This is a genomic window from Ideonella livida, assembly GCF_010499455.1.
In the GTDB taxonomy this organism is placed as follows: Bacteria; Pseudomonadota; Gammaproteobacteria; order Burkholderiales; family Burkholderiaceae_C; genus Ideonella; species Ideonella livida.
Genome location: NZ_JAAGOH010000009.1, coordinates 35,478 through 54,136, shown reverse-complemented (window position 1 = coordinate 54,136; position 18,659 = coordinate 35,478). Strand labels below are relative to the sequence as shown.

20 protein-coding genes and 1 other RNA gene are annotated in these 18,659 nt (G+C 68.1%); 14 read left to right on the top strand and 7 right to left on the bottom strand.

The window, feature by feature from the left end:
- Window positions 1-31 precede the first annotated feature (31 nt).
- From iscA to uvrB, 6 genes are all read right to left on the bottom strand, one after another.
- Window positions 32-355: an iron-sulfur cluster assembly protein IscA gene (iscA, locus tag G3A44_RS09420; protein ID WP_163457264.1), complete on the bottom strand. Its 324-nt coding sequence runs from the start codon at window positions 353-355 to the stop codon at window positions 32-34.
- A gap of 2 nt (window positions 356-357) precedes the next feature.
- Complete coding sequence (iscU, locus tag G3A44_RS09415) at window positions 358-762, bottom strand: Fe-S cluster assembly scaffold IscU (protein WP_163457263.1); 405 nt, start codon at window positions 760-762, stop codon at window positions 358-360.
- A 50-nt stretch (window positions 763-812) separates the two neighbouring features.
- Window positions 813-2,036 (bottom strand): IscS subfamily cysteine desulfurase, encoded by a 1,224-nt coding sequence (locus G3A44_RS09410; protein ID WP_163457262.1) that lies wholly within the window; start codon window positions 2,034-2,036, stop codon window positions 813-815.
- 103 nt (window positions 2,037-2,139) lie between these two features.
- Window positions 2,140-2,673 carry a Fe-S cluster assembly transcriptional regulator IscR gene (iscR, locus tag G3A44_RS09405; protein ID WP_163457261.1) on the bottom strand — a complete coding sequence of 178 codons (534 nt, stop codon included), beginning with the start codon at window positions 2,671-2,673 and terminating at the stop codon, window positions 2,140-2,142.
- Window positions 2,674-2,881: 208 nt separating this feature from the next.
- The gene (locus G3A44_RS09400) at window positions 2,882-3,382 is read right to left on the bottom strand and encodes a low molecular weight protein-tyrosine-phosphatase (RefSeq protein WP_163457260.1); all 501 of its coding nucleotides are present in this window, start codon (window positions 3,380-3,382) and stop codon (window positions 2,882-2,884) included.
- 10 nt (window positions 3,383-3,392) lie between these two features.
- Window positions 3,393-5,507, bottom strand: coding sequence for an excinuclease ABC subunit UvrB (gene uvrB / locus G3A44_RS09395; protein WP_163457259.1), 2,115 nt, complete (start codon window positions 5,505-5,507; stop codon window positions 3,393-3,395).
- Between the two features lie 168 nt (window positions 5,508-5,675).
- On the opposite strand from uvrB, the gene G3A44_RS09390 reads away from it, so the two are divergent.
- The 14 genes from G3A44_RS09390 (at window position 5,676) to G3A44_RS09325 (ending at window position 16,878) form a co-directional block, all read left to right on the top strand.
- Window positions 5,676-6,872, top strand: coding sequence for an amino acid aminotransferase (locus G3A44_RS09390; protein WP_163457258.1), 1,197 nt, complete (start codon window positions 5,676-5,678; stop codon window positions 6,870-6,872).
- A 313-nt stretch (window positions 6,873-7,185) separates the two neighbouring features.
- Entirely contained in the window at window positions 7,186-8,532 is a 1,347-nt protein-coding gene (locus G3A44_RS09385) for a polyhydroxyalkanoate depolymerase (RefSeq protein WP_163457257.1), read from the top strand.
- Window positions 8,533-8,644: 112 nt separating this feature from the next.
- A complete protein-coding gene (rsxB, locus tag G3A44_RS09380) occupies window positions 8,645-9,340 on the top strand; it encodes an electron transport complex subunit RsxB (RefSeq protein ID WP_310734352.1) in 696 nt (231 codons plus the stop codon).
- The gene (gene nth / locus G3A44_RS09375) at window positions 9,340-10,002 is read left to right on the top strand and encodes an endonuclease III (RefSeq protein ID WP_163457347.1); all 663 of its coding nucleotides are present in this window, start codon (window positions 9,340-9,342) and stop codon (window positions 10,000-10,002) included. Before rsxB ends, nth begins: the two co-directional genes overlap by 1 nt.
- A gap of 102 nt (window positions 10,003-10,104) precedes the next feature.
- Window positions 10,105-10,578, top strand: a complete 474-nt coding sequence (locus tag G3A44_RS09370) for a hypothetical protein (RefSeq protein WP_163457255.1) — start codon at window positions 10,105-10,107, stop codon at window positions 10,576-10,578.
- The gene (locus tag G3A44_RS09365) at window positions 10,556-10,975 is read left to right on the top strand and encodes a hypothetical protein (RefSeq protein ID WP_163457254.1); all 420 of its coding nucleotides are present in this window, start codon (window positions 10,556-10,558) and stop codon (window positions 10,973-10,975) included. Before G3A44_RS09370 ends, G3A44_RS09365 begins: the two co-directional genes overlap by 23 nt.
- A 39-nt stretch (window positions 10,976-11,014) precedes the next feature.
- Entirely contained in the window at window positions 11,015-12,022 is a 1,008-nt protein-coding gene (locus G3A44_RS09360; RefSeq protein ID WP_163457253.1) for a D-2-hydroxyacid dehydrogenase family protein, read from the top strand.
- Window positions 12,019-13,209: an MFS transporter gene (locus G3A44_RS09355; protein ID WP_163457252.1), complete on the top strand. Its 1,191-nt coding sequence runs from the start codon at window positions 12,019-12,021 to the stop codon at window positions 13,207-13,209. Before G3A44_RS09360 ends, G3A44_RS09355 begins: the two co-directional genes overlap by 4 nt.
- A 128-nt stretch (window positions 13,210-13,337) precedes the next feature.
- A complete protein-coding gene (gene mltB / locus G3A44_RS09350; RefSeq protein WP_310734350.1) occupies window positions 13,338-14,597 on the top strand; it encodes a lytic murein transglycosylase B in 1,260 nt (419 codons plus the stop codon).
- Between the two features lie 67 nt (window positions 14,598-14,664).
- Window positions 14,665-14,880 (top strand): DUF904 domain-containing protein, encoded by a 216-nt coding sequence (locus G3A44_RS09345; RefSeq protein ID WP_163457346.1) that lies wholly within the window; start codon window positions 14,665-14,667, stop codon window positions 14,878-14,880.
- Window positions 14,877-15,230, top strand: a complete 354-nt coding sequence (locus G3A44_RS09340) for a cell division protein ZapA (RefSeq protein ID WP_163457250.1) — start codon at window positions 14,877-14,879, stop codon at window positions 15,228-15,230. Before G3A44_RS09345 ends, G3A44_RS09340 begins: the two co-directional genes overlap by 4 nt.
- Before the next feature lie 24 nt (window positions 15,231-15,254).
- Window positions 15,255-15,439: non-coding RNA, 6S RNA (ssrS, locus tag G3A44_RS09335), on the top strand.
- A 138-nt stretch (window positions 15,440-15,577) separates the two neighbouring features.
- On the top strand, window positions 15,578-16,045 hold the full coding sequence (locus tag G3A44_RS09330; protein ID WP_163457249.1) for an EVE domain-containing protein: 468 nt from the start codon (window positions 15,578-15,580) through the stop codon (window positions 16,043-16,045).
- Complete coding sequence (locus G3A44_RS09325) at window positions 16,045-16,878, top strand: sulfite exporter TauE/SafE family protein (protein ID WP_163457248.1); 834 nt, start codon at window positions 16,045-16,047, stop codon at window positions 16,876-16,878. Before G3A44_RS09330 ends, G3A44_RS09325 begins: the two co-directional genes overlap by 1 nt.
- An 18-nt stretch (window positions 16,879-16,896) precedes the next feature.
- Here G3A44_RS09325 and G3A44_RS09320 read toward each other — a convergent pair whose 3' ends face one another.
- A complete protein-coding gene (locus tag G3A44_RS09320) occupies window positions 16,897-18,618 on the bottom strand; it encodes a long-chain fatty acid--CoA ligase (RefSeq protein WP_163457247.1) in 1,722 nt (573 codons plus the stop codon).
- Window positions 18,619-18,659: the final 41 nt, after the last annotated feature.

The following is an 18,659-nucleotide window of genomic DNA, read 5'->3' as shown; positions in this document are numbered from 1 at the left end:
ACAGGAGCCCGGCGATGTGCCGTGCCGGTCGTCAGACCCGGAAGGACTCACCGCAACCGCAGCGGTCTTTCTCGCGCGGGTTGTGGAACTTGAAGCCTTCGTTGAGCCCTTCACGAACGAAATCCAGTTCGGTGCCGTCCAGGTAGGGCAGGCTCTTGGGGTCGATCAGGACCTTGACGCCATGATCCTCAAAGACAACGTCTTCGGGCGCGATCTCGTCGGCGTACTCCAGCTTGTAGGCAAGCCCAGAGCAACCCGTCGTCTTGACGCCCAGGCGAACGCCCACGCCCTTGCCGCGGCGCGACAGGTAGCGGGTGACATGGCGGGCCGCCGCCTCCGACAGGGTGACGGCCATGCTCAATCCGCCTTCTGGGCGTCGCCGGTGTGACGGTTGCGGTAATCGCTCACCGCCGCCTTGATGGCATCCTCGGCGAGGATCGAGCAGTGGATCTTGACCGGCGGCAAGGCCAGTTCCTCGGCGATGTCGGTGTTCTTGATCGCCAGGGCCTGGTCCAGCGACTTGCCCTTGACCCACTCGGTCACCAGCGAGCTGCTCGCGATGGCCGAGCCGCAGCCGTAGGTCTTGAAGCGCGCATCCTCGATCAGCCCGGTGGCCGGGTTGACCTTGATCTGCAGCTTCATCACGTCACCGCAGGCAGGCGCACCCACCATGCCGGTACCCACGTCCTCATCGGACTTGTCGAAGGCCCCGACGTTGCGGGGGTTCTCGTAGTGGTCAATGACCTTTTCGCTGTAAGCCATGGCGAGGTCCTCTGTTCGTGTTGTGGTGGCGGCTCAGGGCAGACGCGCGCTCAGTGCGCCGCCCACTGGATGGTGGACAGGTCGATGCCGTCCTTGAACATGTCCCACAGCGGGGAAAGCTCGCGCAGTTTGGCCACGCGGTCCTTCAGGGTGCTGACGGCGTAATCCACGTCCTCTTCGGTCGTGAAACGGCCGATGGTGATGCGCAGGGAGGAATGCGCCAGTTCGTCGGAGCGGCCCAGGGCGCGCAACACGTAGCTGGGCTCCAGGCTGGCTGAGGTGCAGGCCGATCCCGACGACACCGCCAAGCCCTTCACCCCCATGATCAGCGACTCGCCTTCCACGAAATTGAAGGAGATGTTGAGGTTGTGCGGCACGCGGCGGCTGAGGTCGCCGTTGATGAAGGTCTGCTCAATATCAGACAGGCCGCGCACCAGCCGGTCATGCAGGGCACGGATGCGGGCCCCCTCCTCGGCCATCTCCTCGCGAGCGATGCGGAAGGCTTCACCCATGCCGACGATCTGGTGCGTAGGCAAGGTGCCGGAGCGCATGCCACGCTCGTGGCCGCCGCCATGCATCTGCGGCTCGATACGGATGCGGGGCTTTCGGCGCACATAGAGCGCACCGATGCCCTTGGGCCCGTAGGTCTTGTGGGACGCCAGGCTCATCAGGTCCACAGGCAGGGACTTGAGGTCAATGTCCACCTTGCCAGTGGCCTGCGCGGCGTCCACGTGGAAGATCACGCCATGCTGGCGGCAGATCGTGCCCAGGGCCGTGACGTCCTGGATGACACCAATCTCGTTGTTGACCATCATCACGGAGGCCAGCACGGTGTCTGGGCGGATGGCCGCCTTGAAAGCCTCCAAGTCCAACAGGCCGTCGGCCTGCACGTCCAGGTAGGTGGCCTCAAAGCCCTGGCGCTCCAGCTCACGCACCGTGTCCAGCACCGCCTTGTGCTCGGTCTTCACGGTGATGATGTGCTTGCCCTTGGTGCCCGCATAGAAATGCGCCGCACCCTTGATGGCCAGGTTGTTGGACTCTGTGGCTCCCGAAGTCCACACGATCTCCCGGGGGTCCGCGCCAATCAGCTCGGCCACCTGCACCCGCGCCTTCTCCACCGCCTCCTCAGCTTCCCAGCCCCAGGCATGGCTGCGGCTGGCGGGGTTGCCAAAGTGCTCGCGCAACCAGGGCACCATGGCATCGACCACCCTCGGATCAACCGGAGTGGTGGCGCCGTAGTCCATGTAAATGGGGAAGTGCGGGGTCATGTCCATGATCTTGGTAGAAAGAACAGCCAAAGCTGCGCGGGACGGCGCGACACGGCCGTGTCAACAAAAGAGGTTGCGGCGCACGCGGCGGGCCTGGGCCCGCCAGCGCTCACTTGCTGAAGACACTGCCCAGGGCGAACACCGAGTTCGGCGCCGTCACCTTGATGGGCTTGACCACAGGCGTGCTGGAGATCGCCCGCTTGATGGGCGCCTCCTCAATGGAAATGCCCTTGGCCAGTTGGTCGTCGACCAGCTTGCGCAGCGTGATCGAGTCGAGGTACTCGATCATCTTGGCGTTGAGGTTGGACCAGAGTTCGTGGGTCATGCAGCGGCCGATGTCATCGCCCATGCAGTTCTCCTTGCCGCCACAGCCGGTGGCGTCAATCGGCTCGTCCACGGCCACGATGATGTCGGCCACGCTGATCTCCTCGGCCTTGCGACCCAGAGAATAGCCGCCCCCCGGACCCCGGGTGCTCTCCACCAACTCGTGGCGACGCAGCTTGCCGAACAACTGCTCCAGGTACGACAGCGAGATCTGCTGGCGCTGGCTGATGGCCGCCAGCGCCACGGGCCCATTGTTCGAGCGCAGGGCCAGATCGATCATCGCCGTCACGGCAAAACGGCCTTTGGTGGTCAGACGCATGGGGTTCTCCAGTCACAACTCGGCATCCGGACGCAGGAGCGCGGGGAATGCCCGCCCTGCGTTAACGTGTCCGAGTGTTTTGCTCAATTATAGAGGAAGCCGACTCTTTTTGTCGAGATTCATCCGGGCGCCACGGCCCCACCGTGCAGGAGTGCCGAACTGGCCACCGGGTTGCGCGCCCACCGCAGCAGCGACGCCACCCGGCAGCTCAGGCCAACCTTCGCAGCAAACCCTGACAGGCCTCTTCCACCAGGTCCAACACTTGCTCGAAGCGCTGAGGGCCGTCGTAGTACGGATCGGGCACCTCGCGCCCGGCGGGCCCGTCTGCAAAGTCCATCAACAGGCTCAGGCGCGCCCGGCTGCCCGGCGGGGCCAGGCGGCGCAGCGCCGCCAAGTGGCTGCGGTCCAAGGCAATGAGCCAGTCAAAGCGGTGGAAATCCTCAGGGCGCAATTGCCGCGCACGCAGCCCCTGCAGCGCCCAGCCACGGGCCGCGGCGTGATGTTGGCTGCGTGCATCCGGGGGCTCATCCACATGCCAGGCGCCGGTGCCGGCAGAGTCGACCTCGAACCGGTCTCCCAGCCCCTGGCGCTCGGCCAGCGCCCGCAGAACCGCCTCCGCCGTGGGCGAGCGGCAGATGTTGCCGGTGCAGACAAAACACACCCGGCAAACCCCACCCGGGGTCCGGCGAGCGTCAGGCCGACGCACCATGACCCTCCCCTCAAGCCCGTGTGACCAGAGGCACCACCTGGCCGTCATGGGCGGCGCCGGCACCAAAGGCCTGCTCACGCAGCAGCGCCAGCTGGTCTCGGATGCGGGCCGCTTTCTCAAATTCGAGATTCCGTGCAAAGTCCAGCATCTGCTTCTCCAGGGCCTTGATGCGCTTGCCCAGGTCCTTCTCGCTGAGCGCTTCAACTTCGGCCGCCTGTTGCGCGGACTTGAGGTCGTCCGCCCCAGACTTCTCAGCCACCACCCCGTCGATGAGCTCCCTGACCTGCTTGCGGATGCCTTTGGGCACGATGCCGTGGGCGACGTTGTGGGCCACCTGCTTGGCTCGACGACGCTCGGTCTCGTCAATGGCTTTGCGCATCGATTCGGTGATGCGGTCGGCATACAGCACCGCCCTGCCATTGACATTGCGCGCCGCCCGCCCGATGGTCTGGATGAGGCTGCGCTCGGCGCGCAGAAAGCCTTCCTTGTCGGCATCCAGGATGGCCACCAGACTGACCTCCGGGATGTCCAGCCCCTCGCGCAGCAGGTTGATCCCCACCAGCACATCAAAGGTTCCCAGCCGCAGGTCACGCAGGATTTCCACCCGCTCCACGGTGTCGATGTCGGAGTGCAGGTAGCGGACTTTCACGCCGTTGTCGGTCAGGTAGTCGGTCAACTGCTCGGCCATGCGTTTGGTCAGCGTGGTGATCAGCACCCGCTCACCCTTGTCCACCGTCAGGCGGATCTCCTGCAGCACGTCGTCCACCTGGTGCGTGGCCGGCCGCACCTCCACCTGAGGATCGACCAGACCCGTGGGACGAACCACCTGCTCCACCACCTGATCGGCATGGGTCTTCTCGTAGTCCGCCGGCGTGGCGGTCACGAAGATGCACTGCCGCATGCGTCGCTCGAATTCCTCAAACTTCAGCGGCCGGTTGTCCATGGCCGAGGGCAGCCGGAAGCCGTACTCCACCAGGGTCTGCTTGCGCGCCCGGTCGCCGTTGTACATGCCGCCGAACTGACCGATGAGCACATGGCTCTCGTCCAAGAACATCAGGGCATCGGGCGGCAGGTAGTCCACCATGGTCGGCGGCGGATCGCCGGGCTTGGCACCGGAGAGATGGCGCGAGTAGTTTTCGATGCCCTTGCAGTGCCCCACCTCCTGCAGCATCTCCAAATCAAAGCGGGTGCGCTGCTCCAGGCGCTGGGCCTCCACCAGCTTACCGTTCTTGACGAAGAAGTCGAGACGCTCGCGCAGTTCCTGCTTGATGCCCTCGATGGCTGCCAGCACGGTCTCGCGCGGCGTCACGTAATGGCTGGCCGGATAGATGACAAACCGCGGGATCTTCTGACGCACCCGGCCAGTCAGCGGATCCAGCAAGGCCAGGCCGTCGATCTCGTCGTCAAACAGCTCGATCCGGATGGCCAGCTCCGAATGCTCGGCTGGAAACACGTCGATCGTGTCCCCCCGCACCCGGAACGTGCCCCGCCCGAAATCCATGTCATTGCGGGTGTACTGCATGCGGATGAGGTGGGCGATCAGATCACGCTGGCCGACCTTGTCCCCCACGCGCACGATCAGCCGCATCTGCGTGTAGTCCTCGGGCTTGCCGATGCCGTAGATGGCGCTGACCGAGGCCACGATGATGGTGTCACGCCGCTCCAGCACGCTCTTGGTGGCCGACAGGCGCATCTGCTCGATGTGCTCGTTGATCGCGCTGTCCTTTTCGATGAACAGGTCGCGCTGGGGTACGTAGGCTTCAGGCTGGTAGTAGTCGTAGTAGCTGACGAAGTACTCCACCGCATTCCTGGGGAAGAACTCGCGGAACTCGGCGTACAGCTGTGCCGCCAGGGTCTTGTTGGGCGCGAAGACGATGGCCGGCCGGCCCGACCGGGCGATCACATTGGCCATGGTGTAGGTCTTGCCGGAGCCGGTGACGCCCAGCAAGGTCTGCCAGGCCAGCCCGTCCTGGATGCCCTCGACCAGCTGTCCAATGGCCGTGGGCTGGTCACCCGCCGGCGGATAGGGCTGAAAAAGCTGGAAGGGCGAGCCCGGGAAGCTGACGAACTGACCTTCCTCGGACGCGGTGGCAGGCACGGCCTGGACCGCTGACGGATCGGACATGGGGATATCCCTTGGGCAATGCGTAAAATCCGCGCGCCCGCACCGCCGGAGACACTCAGGCGTGGCGGGACCAATCCGCCAGCGTAGCGCATCGCGCGCCTTGCTGCAGCGGCCGCCGGCCACCGGGCCCTCCACCGCTCCCTCCCCGTCTTCCCTACAGGACCGACCATGTCCCTCTTCGCCGCCGTCGAAATGGCCCCGCGCGACCCCATCCTGGGTCTGAACGAACAGTTCAACGCCGACACCAATCCCAAGAAGGTGAACCTGGGCGTGGGCGTCTACACCGACGAGAACGGCAAGCTGCCGCTGCTGGCCTGCGTCAAGGCCGCTGAGGAGCAGTTGCTGGCCGCCTCCCGCGCCCGCGGCTACCTGCCCATTGACGGCATCGCCGCCTACGACAAGGCCGTGCAGGGCCTGGTCTTCGGCGACGGCAGTGAGATCCTGGCCGCGGGCCGCGTGGCCACCGTGCAGGCCCTGGGTGGCACCGGCGGCCTGAAGGTCGGCGCCGACTTCCTCAAGAAGGTCAACCCGACTGCCAAGGTCCTGATCTCCGACCCGTCCTGGGAAAACCACCGCGCGCTGTTCACCAACGCCGGCTTCACCGTCGAAACCTATCCGTACTACGACGCCGCCAACAAGGGCGTGAACTTCGAAGGCATGCTGGCCTGCCTGAAGGCCGCCGAGGCCGGCACGGTTGTCGTGCTGCATGCCTGCTGCCACAACCCCACCGGCTACGACATCACCACCGCCCAGTGGGAGCAGGTGATTGCCGCCGTCAAGGCCCGCAACCTGGTCGCCTTCCTCGACATGGCCTACCAAGGCTTCGGCGACGGCATCGCCGAGGACGGCGCCGTCATCGGCCAGTTCGTGGCGTCCGGCATCGACTTCTTCGTCTCGACGTCGTTCTCGAAGAGCTTCTCGCTCTACGGCGAGCGCGTGGGCGCCCTGAGCGTGGTCTGCGCCAGCAAGGAAGAGCAGACCAAGGTCCTGAGCCAGCTCAAGATCGTCATCCGCACCAACTACTCCAACCCGCCCACCCACGGCGCGCAGGTCGTCGCCACCGTGCTGACCACCCCGGCGCTGCGCGCCCAGTGGGAAGAGGAGCTGGCCGGCATGCGCAACCGCATCAAGGCCATGCGCGTGGCCCTGGTCGAGAAGCTCAAGGCCGCCGGCGTGACCGCCGACATCGGCTTCATCACCACGCAGCGTGGCATGTTCAGCTACTCCGGCCTGACCAAGCCGCAGATGGAGCGCCTGCGCGGCGAGTTCGGCGTGTACGGCGTCGACTCCGGCCGCATCTGCGTGGCCGCGCTGAACGAGAAGAACCTGGGCTACGTGGCCGAGAGCATCGCCAAGGTGATGTGATGGCCCGCGGGCGGCCCCGCCGCCCGCCGACTCACCCAAGGGGCCTGCGGGCCCCTTTTTGCTGGGCAGGCACAGCCCGTCCACGTAGCTGGGCGCGCCCGGCTGCTCCATTACGGCACAGCTCCTCCGGGAAGGTTCCGATGGGAAATTTACTTATCCCAAGAACTCATGTTGCAGTGCACAATAAAGGCAACGCCCGTCCGGGCCTGCCTCCAGAACCCGGGGTGGGCGCTGTCAGCGTGGCATCAGGCACCACCGTCCATGATCTCGCCCTCGGCTTGACCGGCCTCGAGGCATCCACCAGGAGCACCCCATGCTGTATCAGCTGTACGAAACCCAGCGCGCGCTGATGGCGCCCTTCTCCGAGTTCGCCAGTGCCGCGGCCAAGCTCTACAGCCACCCGCTCTCGCCGTTCACCCACACCCCACTGGCCCAGCGCATCGCCGCCGGTCTGGACCTGATGCACCGCCTGGCCAAGGAATACGAGAAGCCGGAGTTCGGCATCAAGTCGGTCAAGGTGGATGGGGTGGAAGTGGCGGTCCAGGAACAGGTCGCCATCCAGAAGCCGTTCTGCCGGCTCATCCGGTTCAAGCGCTTCACCGACGATCCGGTGGCGTTGGCCGACATGAAGAACCACCCGGTGGTGCTGCTGGTGGCCCCGCTGTCCGGTCATCACTCCACGCTGCTGCGCGACACCGTGCGCAGCCTGCTGCAGGACCACAAGGTCTACATCACCGACTGGACCGACGCACGCATGGTGGCCGCCGAGGAAGGCCCCTTCCACCTGAACGACTACGTCAAGTACGTGCAGGAGTTCATCCGGCACATCGGCCCCGAGGTCAACGTGATCTCGGTGTGCCAGCCGACCGTGCCGGTGCTGGCCGCCATCTCGGTGATGGCCACCGAGGGCGAGTTCACGCCGCGCACCATGACGATGATGGGCGGCCCCATCGACGCGCGCCGCTCGCCTACTGCGGTGAACAACCTGGCGATGAACAAGAGCCACTCCTGGTTCGAGAACAACGTCATCTACCGCGTGCCGCCCAACTTCCCGGGGGCCACCCGCCGGGTGTACCCGGGCTTCATGCAGCACACCGGCTTCGTGGCCATGAACCCCGACCGCCACGTCAACTCGCACTATGACTACTTCCTGGACCTGATCCGGGGCGACGACGACAGCGCCGAGGCTCACCGCCAGTTCTACGACGAATACAACGCGGTGCTGGACATGCCGGCGGAGTACTACCTGGAGACCATCCGCACCGTGTTCCAGGACTTCGCGCTGGTCAACGGCACCTGGGACGTCGACGGCACCTTGGTCAACCCGGCAGACATCGCCACCTCGGCGCTGCTGACGGTCGAAGGCGAGCTCGACGACATCTCCGGCGCTGGCCAGACCCGTGCGGCCCATGACCTGTGCACCGGCATCCCCAAGGAACGTCAGTTCCACTACGACGTCGAGGGGGCGGGGCACTACGGCATTTTCTCGGGCCGCCGTTGGCGCGAGAAGGTCTACCCGCAGGTCCGCGACTTCATCCGTCGCTACAACCCACCGGCCCAGGCGCTGGCCCTTGCGGCCCCGGCCACGGCCGATGCCGGGGCCCAGGTGCCCGCACGCCGCGCCCCCGCGCGCAAGGCCACCCCGGCCGCCGGGGCGTGAGCGGGGCGGACGCCCCGGCACCGATAATGCCGGGGTGAGCCTTCCCCCCCAACTCCCCACGGCGCCAGCATCGGCGGGCGCCCCTGACACCACCGCCCGACCGACACCCGATGTGCGTCTGGTCGACGCCCTGGACGCGGTCCTGCCGCAGACCCAGTGCACCCGCTGCGGCTATCCAGACTGCCGTCACTACGCGCAGGCTCTGGCCGATGGGCAGGCCGACATCAACCAGTGCCCGCCGGGCGGCGCCGAGGGCGTTCAACGCCTGTCCCGCCTGACCGGCCGCCCCGTCATCGCCCTCAACCCCGTGCATGGGGAGGAGAAGCCGCGCGCCGTGGCACGCATCGACGAGAGCTGGTGCATCGGTTGCACCCTCTGCATCAAGGCCTGTCCGGTGGACTGCATCGTCGGCGCCAACAAGCTCATGCACACCGTGGTCGAGGCCGACTGCACCGGCTGTGAGCTCTGTGTGCCGGCCTGCCCGGTGGACTGCATCCAGATGGTTCCCATGACCGGCCAGGCCACCGGATGGAACGCCTGGAGCCCGGGGCAGGCCGAACAGGCCCGCGCGCGTTATGCCTTCCACCTGTTCCGGGTGGCGCGTGAAAAGCGCGAGAACGATGAACGTCTGGCCGCCAAGGCCGCACACAAGCTGGCTGACCTCGAGAACCAGACCCTGCACACCGATCCCGAGGTGATCGCACGGAAACGGGCGGTGATCGAGGCGGCCCTGGCGCGCGCCCGTGCACAACGGCCGGCCGGGGCGGGCGACACCGCCGCCGAGGACCCCACCGGCAGCGCGCCATGATGCAGCCAGTCGAGATCGACACCTTCTTCGCTACGTTGAAGGCCGCCAACCCGCATCCCGAGACCGAGCTGGCGTTCACCAACGTTTTCGAGCTGCTGGCGGCGGTGCTGCTCTCGGCGCAGGCCACCGACGTGAGCGTCAACAAGGCCACGCGGACCCTGTTCGCCCACGCGCCGACGCCCCAGGCCATGTGGCGTCTGGGTGTTGAGGGCATCGAGGCCCATATCCGCACCATCGGCCTGTACCGCACCAAGGCGCGCAACCTGCACACCACCTGCGGACTGCTGCTGGAGCAGCATGGTGGCCAGGTGCCACGGACGCGGGAGGCCCTGGAAGCCCTGCCAGGCGTGGGTCGCAAAACCGCCAATGTGGTGCTCAACGTCGCGTTCGGCCAGCCGACCATGGCGGTGGACACGCACATCTTCCGGGTGTCCAACCGCACCGGACTGGCACCGGGACGGGATGTCCGTGCCGTCGAAGATGCCCTGCTGGCGCGCATTCCGCCGACCTATCGGGTCGACGCCCACCACTGGCTGATCCTGCATGGGCGCTACGTCTGCCAAGCCCGGCGACCTCAGTGCGGCGCTTGTGCCGTAATGAACGTGTGCCGTTGGCCCCACCGCGCCACGATCGCTGCCGGCGGCCCGATGCCCGCGGCCTAAAAATCGCGCCTGGCGCCCCACGAGGCGCCGGGCGTGAACTGAGCCCCTGGGACCGGCCTTATCGCCGCTTCCGGCCCCCGGACCGCTTCCAACAATGGCCTCATGTTTGCGCCATTGCTGTCCGAAGAAGCGTCCATGGACCCCGCCCGCCTGATTCGACGCCTGCTGGCCCGCGCACGGCGCGGCCGCCAGCCCCTGCGTACCGAGGTCTGCCCGCCGGCCACCTGGGGTCAGGCCGAGCCGGTCTGGCGGCAACTGCTGGGCTGGCTGCGCCGCCCCGGCGAGGCCCCCGCCCCCGCCGGCCAAACGCGACTGGAGCAGGCCCGCCAAGCCTTCGCGCTGGCCCTGCGCCCACTGCAAGGCATGGACGCCCGCGACCTGGGCATGCGCTGCGAGCATGCCCGCTCCCTGCGCGAACTCTGGCATTTGCGCCCTGAACTCTATGGCCTGCTGGCGCGCCAGCAGGGCCAGGCCGCTGCCGACCGGCAACTGGCCGAGGTCAACCGCCACTTCCCCTCCCGCACCACCACCGCCCGACCTGGAGTGACGCACCATGGACAGGAACTTGAGCTTTGAGGACTCCTTCCCGCTCCAGGCGGATGCGGACCTGGGGGGGGCTTCCCATCTTCAGGACAGCGACGCCCTGGACGATGGACTGGGTGGTGCCGGGGGCCTGCCCGGTGACCGCAGCGCACGCATTGCGGCCCGGCGCGCCTTTGTGGAGATGAAGCAGCTCTTCATGCGGGCGGTGGAAGATCTGCACGACGGCAAGGGCCGCTGGCTCAAGCAACAGGTGCGGTATGCCCGCCACCCGGGTGAACTCTGGCAGCTGCGCAGCGCGCTGGTCGCTGCCCTGAAGGCCGCGCGACACGACACCCGGCTGCTGCGCGGAGAGGTCTACCACGGTCTGGACACGGTGTTCCCGGCCATGCTGGCCCACAGCGACTGGGACCGCGCAAACGCCCTGTACTGAAGCGACCCGCGCCGCCCGCATGGGGGCACAATCCCGAGGGTGAACATCATCATCCTCGACGACTATCAGGACGCGGTGCGCAAGCTGGACTGCGCCGGCAAGCTCTCCCACCTGCCCGTCAAGGTCTTCACCAACACGGTCAAGGGACTGGGCCAGCTGTCCGTGCGACTGCGCGACGCAGAGGTGATCATCCCCATCCGGGAGCGCACCCGCCTCAACGCCGGCCTGCTGGAGAAGCTGCCGCGCCTGCGCCTGATCGCCCAGACCGGCCGGGTCGGCCCCCACATCGATGTGGACGCCTGCACGCGTCTGGGCATCGCCGTGGCCGAGGGCGTGGGCTCGCCCCATGCCCCGGCCGAGCTGACCTGGGCGCTCATCATGGCGGCCATGCGCCGGCTGCCCCAGTACATCGGCAACCTCAAGCACGGCGCATGGCAGCAATCCGGCCTGAAGGCAGGCTCCATGCCACCCAATTTCGGCCTGGGCATGCGTCTGGGCGGCAAGGTACTGGGGGTCTGGGGCTACGGCAAGATCGGACAGCTGGTGGCAGGCTATGGCCGCGCCTTCGGCATGGACGTACGCATCTGGGCTGGCGACGAGAACCGCCAACGGGCGCTCGCCGACGGCTGGCAGGTGTTCGACTCCCGCGAGGCGCTGTTCGAGCAGAGCGACGTGCTCACGGTGCACCTGCGCCTGGGCGACCGCAGCCGGCACATCGTCACCCTGGCCGACCTGGGCCGCATGAAACCCACCGCACTGTTCGTCAACACCTCACGTGCGGAACTTCTGGAGGACCAGGCCCTGGTCACGGCCCTCAACCGCGGCCGCCCCGGCATGGCGGCGGTGGATGTGTTCGAGTCGGAACCCATCCTCCAGGGCCATCCCCTGCTGAGGCTGGAGAACGCCATCTGCACGCCCCACATCGGCTATGTGGAGCAGGACAGCTACGAGCTGTACTTCAATGCCGCCATCGACAACGTGCTGGCCTACCTGGCTGGCCAGCCGACCCACCTGGTCAACCCTGAAGCCCTCAAGGTGAAGCGGTGAGCGTCTCCGCCGCCGGCCTGTCGCGCGGCGGCCGCTGGTCCCTGCTGACAGGCAATTTCGCCATCGGCTGCGGGGTCATGGTGGTGCCGGGCTCGCTCAACAGCCTGACCCGCTCGCTGGACATCAGCGTGGCCCTGGCGGGTCAGCTGATCACCGCCGCAGCCCTGGCCATGTGCCTGGGGGCTCCGCTGCTGGCCGCCCTGCTGGGTGGGGTGGACCGGCGCCGCCTGCTCACCCTGGCCCTGCTGTGGTACGCGCTGGGCCATGCCGCCAGCGCCCTGGCGCCCGACTTTGGCGCCCTGCTGCCCCTGCGGGCCGCCTGCATGCTGGCCGCCGCCGTCTTCACGCCCCAGGCCGCCGCCGCGGTGGGATGGCTCAGCGACCCCAGCCGGCGCGGCCGTGACATCGCCTTCATCTTCCTGGGCTGGTCGCTGGCCTCGGTGCTGGGCATGCCGCTGCACAGCTACATCGGCGAAACGCTGGGCTGGCGCTATGCCTTCGGCCTGGTGGCAGTCCTGAGCCTGGGCGGTGCCCTCTGGCTCTGGAACGCCCTGCCCGACCAGGTACGCCCGCCGGGCCTGGCCCTGCGGGACTGGGCGCAGGTGCTCACCCATCCGGTGTGGATGGGCATCGTCGCGGTGACCGCGCTCTCGGGCGCGGGACAGTTCAGCCTCTTCACCTACATGGCCCCGATCTACCGCGAGGTGCTCCAGGCCGACGCGGCCACCATCAGCCTGCTGTTCGCTTGGTTCGGCGCACTGGGTCTGGTGGGCAACCTATACCTGGGCCGCCGGCTCGACCGCATGGGCCCACCCCGGGTGGTGGCCACCACCCTGTGCGGCATGCTGCTGGCCGTGCTGGCCTGGCCCTGGGCCGGCAGCACGGTGACCATGATGCTGGTGCTGGCGCCTTGGGCCTTCAGCGGCTTTGCCACCAACTCTTCACAACAGGCACGCCTGACGCAGGTGGCGCCACACCGGGCCTCGGCGCTGCTGGCCCTCAACACCTCGGCCATCTACCTGGGTCAGGCCATCGGCGCCGGCTCGGGCGGCTTGCTGGTGGCGGCCAACCTTCAGGCTGGCCGGCCCTTCCATGCAGGTCTGTCCTGGGCAGCCTCGGCGTGGCTGCTCCTGGCACTGCTCCTCAGCCTGTGGGCGGCCCGCCGCCAGCGCCGCGATCCCCCCTGAAGCCCAGGCCCGCCCGGCCAGACCCCAGGCCGACCTGCGCCCCTCCCCTCCCGACTGCTCCCCCATCCGGCTGCGCCACCAGGCCCTCGACGATGCCCGTTTGCCCCTTCCCCCTCACGACGACGCCTGTGGCGCCTCCCCCCGCCGACGCCTTCCGAGGTCCCCGGCCCCAGGCGGTGGCCTGCCTGCTGACCCGGTTGCTGCTCGCCCTGGCGCTGGGTCTTGGCACCGGCGCCACCGCCTCCGCCACGGAGGCACCAGCCACCAAGAAGACCGCCCAGAGCAGCAAGAGCGCCAAGGGTGGCGCCCAAGGTAGCACCAAGAAGACGGCAAAGGCCGGTGCCAAGGCCCCGGGCAAGTCGGCCGCCAAACGGATCAACGCCGCGCCCCGAGCCCTTGCGGGGCTGCCAGCGCCCACGGTCTCCGCCCTGCCCTACGACCTGCGGCCGGAGGCCCGGGAGTGGGCGCTCCTGACCAGCGAGAAGCTGAACCTGCCCTTGCCCTGGGTGATGGAGCAGCTGGCCCGCGCCCGGCCCACCGCACGGGTGGCCCAGCTGGTCATGCCCGGTCCGCCTGGCGTGGCCAAGAACTGGGCAGCCTACCGGCAGCGATTCATCGAGCCCCGCCGGCTGCAGGCCGGACTGCAATTCTGGGCGCAGCACGCCTCCTGGCTGACCGAGGCGGAGGCGCGCTGGGGCGTGCCGCCTGAAGTGGTGGTGGCCGTGATTGGCGTGGAAACCTTCTACGGCCGGCACATGGGCGACTTCAGGGTGCTGGATGCCCTGGCCACCCTGGCCTTCGACTTCCCCAAGGGGCGCTCCGACCGCACCCCCTTCTACCGCAGTGAGCTGGAGGCCTTCCTGGTCTGGTGCTGGCGCGAGCAACGGGAGCCGGTGGCGTTGCGCGGGTCTTACGCCGGGGCCATGGGCCTGCCGCAGTTCATGCCCAGCAACCTGCGCTCGCTGGCGGTGGACCTGGACGGGGATGGCCATGTCGACCTGATGCAGTCGCCGGCCGACGCCATCGGCAGCGTGGCGCATTACCTGGCCAGCTTTGGCTGGCAGCGGGGCGTGCCCACCCACTTCAGGGTCAGCCCGCCGGAGGAGCCGATGCGCCTGGCCGCGCTGCTCGCCCCAGACATCCGCCCCAGCTTCAGCGCTGCGGACATGAGCGCCCAGGGCGCGGGACTGGAGGAGGCAGCCACCACCCATGCCGGCCCCCTGGCCCTGGTGCAGCTGCTCAATGGTGAGGAGCGGCCCAGTTATGTGGCCGGCACGCAGAACTTCTGGGCCATCACGCGCTACAACTGGTCGGCCTATTACGCGATGGCGGTGATCGACCTGGCCGGCGAACTCCGCCAGCTGCGGCTGGCGGGCGCGGCGCGGTGATGGCCGGCACCTGCCAGGCCACCAGGCCCTCTAGAATCAGGGTTTGCCTGTCACCTTCACGCCGGTCATGACCCGTCTGCCCGAACTCGCCGACCGAATCGACCGTCTGGTGCTGAGCCACGAGGAGTTGCAGCGCGCCCACGCGCTGCTGGCCGCCCAGCTGGAGGCTGTCACCGCCGAGCGTGACAGCCTCAAGTCACGACTGTCCGCGGCCCGCGCCCGCGTCGACGCCCTGCTCGACCGTCTGCCGGCCGACGCCGCACCGCAAGGACCCACCGAATGAAGCAGCTGGAGTGCACCATCCTCGGCCAAGGCTACCTGCTGGGCTGTCCGGAGGGCTGCGAAGAGCAGATGCGTGCCGCGGTGGAGTTGGTGGACCGGGAGATGTCAGCCATCCGCGATGCCGGCCGTGTCAAGGCACGCGAACGCATGGCCGTGCTCGCCGCCTTGAACATCGCCTTCAAGTCGGTGCAGACCCAGCACGAGAACGCCCTGGCGGCGGCACGTGCCGCCGAGCAAGCCGCCTCGGCAGCCGTGGCCACCGCGCCGGATGCCGCAGCCTCAGACGAGGAAGTGGACCGCCTGATTGACCGTATCGACAGCGTCCTTTCTTCACACGGGCACTTGCCCTGAGGCCGGGACGGGCCTCTAGAATAGGGCTGTCCGCCGCACTCGCGTGGGTTCTATATTTCCTTGAACCGATGCTCTCGCGAGCCCGGGCTTGGAACATCACCTGGCTGGTGTGATCGTCTCGCGTCAGATGAACCCGAAGCCAGTTTGACCTCGCCCACCTGAATCCCCTGGGTTCAGGAATGCGGCCTACGGCGTGCGGCGGACACCTCCTCCTGCCTCCTGCAGGCGTCAAGCGCCGCCGACCCGTCCGCGCTTGCCGCACGCCCTTTCCACCTCCCGTGCGCGCCCTTCTGCCGACGCCGAAGCTCAACGCCCGGCGACGAGCCCCGCGCCCTGCACGCCACACCATGTCGCCCCAGTACTGGCTCATGAAGAGCGAACCCGAGGAGTGCTCGATCGATACCTTGGCGGCACTGCCCGGGCAAAGGGTACCCTGGACTGGTGTACGCAACTACCAGGCCCGCAACTTCATGCGGGACCTGATGCGGGTTGGCGACGGCGTCCTGTTCTACCATTCCTCCTGCGCTGAGCCCGGCATCGCCGGCCTGGCCGAGGTGGCCAGCGAACCCTATCCTGACCCCACGCAATTTGACCCCGGCAGCCCGTACTTCGACGCCCGCTCGACGACGGAGCGGCCGCGCTGGCTGCTGCGTGACGTGGCCCTGCGCCGCAAGACCCCGTTGTTGAGCCTGCGGGCCATGCGTGCCGCCCCGACTCTGTCGAGTCTGCAGGTGCTGCGACCCGGCAACCGCCTTTCGATCACCCCGGTCTCCCCCGCCGAATGGGACGCGGTGCTGACCCTGCTGGACCGCTGATGGACTTCCTGGCCACCCTCGCGCTCAGCCTGCCGCTCGTCGCCGAGTTGCTGGTGTTGGGGCTGTTCACCGGCTTCCTGGCCGGCCTGCTGGGCATCGGGGGCGGGATGCTCATGGTGCCCTTTCTGACCATGATCCTGGGCGCGCGCGGCGTGGCGCCGGCCATGGCAGTCAAGATGGCCATCGCCACCTCCATGGCCACCATCCTCTTCACTTCGCTGTCCAGCGTTCGAGCCCACCACCGGCGTGGGGTCGTCCGCTGGGACCTGGTCAGGGGCCTGGCCCCGGGCATCGTGATCGGCGGGCTCCTGGCCGGAGCAGGAGCCTTCGCCGCGCTCAAGGGAAACTGGCTGGCGGCCGTCTTCGGGCTGTTCGTCAGCTTCTCGGCCACGCAGATGCTGCGCCGCCGGGCCGCGGGCGAGTCGCGCCAGATGCCCGGCGCCGGCGGGCAGGCGGCGGCAGGGGGTCTGATCGGCTTCGTCTCCGGGCTTGTGGGGGCGGGCGGCGGCTTCATCAGCGTGCCCTTCATGTCAGGGCGCGGCGTAGCCATGCATCAGGCCGTGGCCACCAGCGCGGCGTTGGGCTTTCCCATCGCACTGGCCAACACCGTAGGCTACGTGGTGGGCGGCTGGAACCTCCCTGCGGCATTGCCCGGGACCCTGGGTTATCTCTACCTGCCGGCACTGGCCGTGATCTGCGTGGCCAGCGTCAGCACCGCCCCCTTGGGCGCCAAGGCGGCCCACGCCATGAACGTGGCCCAACTGAAAAAGGTCTTCGCCCTGCTGCTGTATGGCCTGGCGGCCTACATGCTCTGGAAGGCGACCCAGGGTTGAACCTGGGCCGGACCCGGCTCAGCCGGCGCCGCGCTGGCGCTCCTGATCCTGCAGCAGACGCCACATCACCTTGCCCGAGCCGCTCTTGGGCAGGGCCTCGACAAACTGCACCTGCCGCGGCGCCTTGTAGGCGGCCATGTGGCCATGGGCCCAACTCACCAGCTCGGCCTCGCTGACCTGGCCCACGGCCTCGGGGCGAAGCACCACCACCGCCTTGACGGTCTCCCCGCGGTACTCATCGCGGGCGGCGATGACGCAGGCCTCGGCCACGGCGGGATGCCGGTACAGCAGCAGTTCCACCTCGCTGGGCCAGACCTTGAAGCCGCTGGCATTGATCATGCGCTTGAGGCGGTCGGTGAGGAAGAAGTAGCCCTCCTCATCCATGCGCCCCAGGTCGCCAGTGCGGAAGAAGCGCTTGCCATCGATGTGGACAAACGCGGCCTGCGTGGCCTCGGGATGCCGCCAATAGCCCTGGAAGACCATGGGCCCCTCGGTAACGATCTCGCCGACCTCACCCAACGGCATCTCCTGCAGGGTGTCGGGGTCGACCACCCGGCTGTCCACATCGAACAGCGGCATGCCCAGGCACTGCAGCTTGGCCCGCTCAGGCGGGTTGGCATGGCTGGGGGCCGCGGTCTCGGTCAGGCCATAGCCCTCGGCAAAAGTCAGGCCGAAGCGCTCGCGCAGCCGCTCGGCCACCGCCTGGGGCATGGCCGCACCGCCACCGCTGAGATAGCGCAGGCTGCTCAGGTCACAGACGTCCAGCCGCGGGCTGGCCAGCAGATCGATCAGCATGGTGGGAATGCAGGTCCAGTGCGTCACCCCGTGGCGGCTGATCAGACGGCCGGCCAGCTCGCGGTCCCATCGCGGCAGGATGACCTGGGTGGCCCCCGTCCAGACCGGACCCAGCACGCCGTAGAGCATGCCGGTGATGTGGAACATGGGCACCACCGCCAGGCTGACCGTCTCGGCGCCTCCATGGCTCCAGAGGGCACCGCCCACCACATTGGGCATGAGGCTGCGGTGGGTGTGCATGCAGCCCTTGGGCAAGCCGGTGGTGCCCGAGGTGTAGGGCAGCAAGGCCAGGTCATCGGGCTGCGCTCGGCTGGGGGCATCCGGCACCTGGGCCTGGCTCATGGCCTCCTGCCAGCGCACCACAGGCGTTCCCGCACACTCGGCAGGCAGCGCAGGGTCGGCGTACAGCCAGGCTTGCAAGGCCGGCGGCAAGTCCAGATCGGGCTCCGGCTGCGCCGGCAGCAGGTCGGCGTAGCGCGCCACCAGCACCGCCCGCAGACGCTGTGCTGGTGGCAAGGCGGCATTGGCCTGGACCACCACCGCCGCCCCGTCGGCACCGCACACCACCAGGCGGGTTTCGGGATCGGTGATGTAGTGACCGAACTCCTCGACCCGGTTCATCGGGTTGACGGGCACCACCACCGCGTCGCAACGCATGGCGGCATAGAAGGCGATCAGGAACTGCGGGCTGTTTTGCAGGAAGAGCGCCACCCGATCACCGCGGCCCACGCCCTGGGCCTGCATCCAGCCGGCCAGACGTTCGGCCGAGGCCCGCAGCTCGGCATAAGACAGGGTCCGGCCCATGAACAGGGTGGCCGCCTTGCCCGGATACCGCGACGCGGTGACCTCCAGGTTCTGCCAGAGGGTCGTCTCGGGCAGGGCCAGCGAACGGGGCAGACGCTGCGGCCAATGGCGCAGATGGGGGGCGTCGGGGCGCAGGCTCATGGGGAGGTCTCCGGTCGAAGGACGGCTCGCGGTCCGGGCGC

What these genes read in the sequence shown, in the direction of transcription:
- G3A44_RS09365 (WP_163457254.1), top strand. Translation starts at nt 10,556, where the DNA reads ATGGACAGGAACTTGAGCTTTGAGGACTCCTTCCCGCTCCAGGCGGAT.
- iscA (WP_163457264.1), bottom strand. Translation starts at nt 355, where the DNA reads ATGGCCGTCACCCTGTCGGAGGCGGCGGCCCGCCATGTCACCCGCTAC.
- G3A44_RS09330 (WP_163457249.1), top strand. Translation starts at nt 15,578, where the DNA reads ATGTCGCCCCAGTACTGGCTCATGAAGAGCGAACCCGAGGAGTGCTCG.
- iscU (WP_163457263.1), bottom strand. Translation starts at nt 762, where the DNA reads ATGGCTTACAGCGAAAAGGTCATTGACCACTACGAGAACCCCCGCAAC.
- G3A44_RS09345 (WP_163457346.1), top strand. Translation starts at nt 14,665, where the DNA reads ATGACCCGTCTGCCCGAACTCGCCGACCGAATCGACCGTCTGGTGCTG.
- G3A44_RS09410 (WP_163457262.1), bottom strand. Translation starts at nt 2,036, where the DNA reads ATGGACATGACCCCGCACTTCCCCATTTACATGGACTACGGCGCCACC.
- G3A44_RS09320 (WP_163457247.1), bottom strand. Translation starts at nt 18,618, where the DNA reads ATGAGCCTGCGCCCCGACGCCCCCCATCTGCGCCATTGGCCGCAGCGT.
- G3A44_RS09370 (WP_163457255.1), top strand. Translation starts at nt 10,105, where the DNA reads ATGTTTGCGCCATTGCTGTCCGAAGAAGCGTCCATGGACCCCGCCCGC.
- G3A44_RS09340 (WP_163457250.1), top strand. Translation starts at nt 14,877, where the DNA reads ATGAAGCAGCTGGAGTGCACCATCCTCGGCCAAGGCTACCTGCTGGGC.
- G3A44_RS09400 (WP_163457260.1), bottom strand. Translation starts at nt 3,382, where the DNA reads ATGGTGCGTCGGCCTGACGCTCGCCGGACCCCGGGTGGGGTTTGCCGG.
- nth (WP_163457347.1), top strand. Translation starts at nt 9,340, where the DNA reads ATGCAGCCAGTCGAGATCGACACCTTCTTCGCTACGTTGAAGGCCGCC.
- iscR (WP_163457261.1), bottom strand. Translation starts at nt 2,673, where the DNA reads ATGCGTCTGACCACCAAAGGCCGTTTTGCCGTGACGGCGATGATCGAT.
- G3A44_RS09325 (WP_163457248.1), top strand. Translation starts at nt 16,045, where the DNA reads ATGGACTTCCTGGCCACCCTCGCGCTCAGCCTGCCGCTCGTCGCCGAG.
- G3A44_RS09390 (WP_163457258.1), top strand. Translation starts at nt 5,676, where the DNA reads ATGTCCCTCTTCGCCGCCGTCGAAATGGCCCCGCGCGACCCCATCCTG.
- G3A44_RS09385 (WP_163457257.1), top strand. Translation starts at nt 7,186, where the DNA reads ATGCTGTATCAGCTGTACGAAACCCAGCGCGCGCTGATGGCGCCCTTC.
- uvrB (WP_163457259.1), bottom strand. Translation starts at nt 5,507, where the DNA reads ATGTCCGATCCGTCAGCGGTCCAGGCCGTGCCTGCCACCGCGTCCGAG.